The sequence below is a fragment of the Alcanivorax sp. HI0044 genome (assembly GCF_001634945.1).
This window is the reverse complement of record NZ_LWEZ01001627.1, coordinates 1-959: the sequence shown is the minus strand read 5'-3', so window position 1 is coordinate 959 and position 959 is coordinate 1. Positions and strand designations below refer to the sequence as shown.

The window sequence follows — 959 nt, the reverse complement described above, 5'->3', positions numbered from 1 at the left end:
TTATTTCGACATTGTCATCTCCAACTGTGTCATCAACCTGAGCACCGACAAGGCCAAGGTCATCGCCGACGTAAAACGCCTGCTGAAACCCGGCGGCGAGTTCTTTTTTTCCGATGTTTATGCAGACCGGCGCATCCCTGCCTCACTGGCCAAAGACCCGGTGCTGTACGGAGAGTGCCTGTCCGGCGCCCTGTACTGGAATGATTTCATCAACCTGAGCAAGCGCTGCGGCTTTGCCGATCCAAGACTGGTGGAATCCCGCCCGCTGACCATTGAAAACCCGACCATCGAAAAAACGCTGGGCAATATCCGCTTTTATTCCGCCACCTACCGGCTGTTCAATATCGATTCGCTGGAACCAGCCTGTGAAGATTATGGCCAGGCGGTGGTCTACAAAGGCACCCTGAAAAACAGTCCCAACGCCTTTGCCCTGGACGACCATCATTTTATTGAAGCGGGCAAAGTCTTCCCGGTTTGCGGCAATACCTGGTTGATGCTGGAAAAAAGCCGCTTTGCCACACACTTTGACTTCATCGGTAACTTCAACACCCATTACGGTATCTTCGAAGGCTGCGGGCTGAATGTGCCATTTGCACAAGCAAACAGTACAGACGCGACAGGCAGCTGCTGCTGATGCCCACCAATCCTTTGACCCACCCCCACCAACAGGACCTGAAATGAGCATCAAGAAAGGCCTACTTTTCGCCGTCCTCGCCGCGTTGATCGGTTGTTACTTTGTTTTCGATCTGGGGCAGTATTTCAGCCTCGGCTATATCAAAGAACAACAAAGTGCCTTTGATGCTCTTTATCAGGACAACCCTGCGTTGATCCTCGGTGGCTTTTTCGCGCTCTATGTCATTGTCACGGCACTCAGCCTGCCCGGCGCGGCTATCATGACGCTGGCCGCCGGGGCCCTGTTCGGCTTCTGGATTGCCCTGGCACTGGTGTCCTTTGCCTCC

At 53.9% G+C, this 959-nt stretch carries 1 protein-coding gene and 1 pseudogene; both read left to right on the top strand.

Annotated features, from left to right (window positions below):
* The coding region (locus tag A3730_RS24505; RefSeq protein WP_156501340.1) for a methyltransferase domain-containing protein at window positions 1–634 on the top strand (634 nt) is incomplete at its 5' end.
* 43 nt (window positions 635–677) lie between these two features.
* Window positions 678–959 (top strand): annotated as a pseudogene (locus A3730_RS24500) (pyridine nucleotide-disulfide oxidoreductase); the annotation flags it as partial.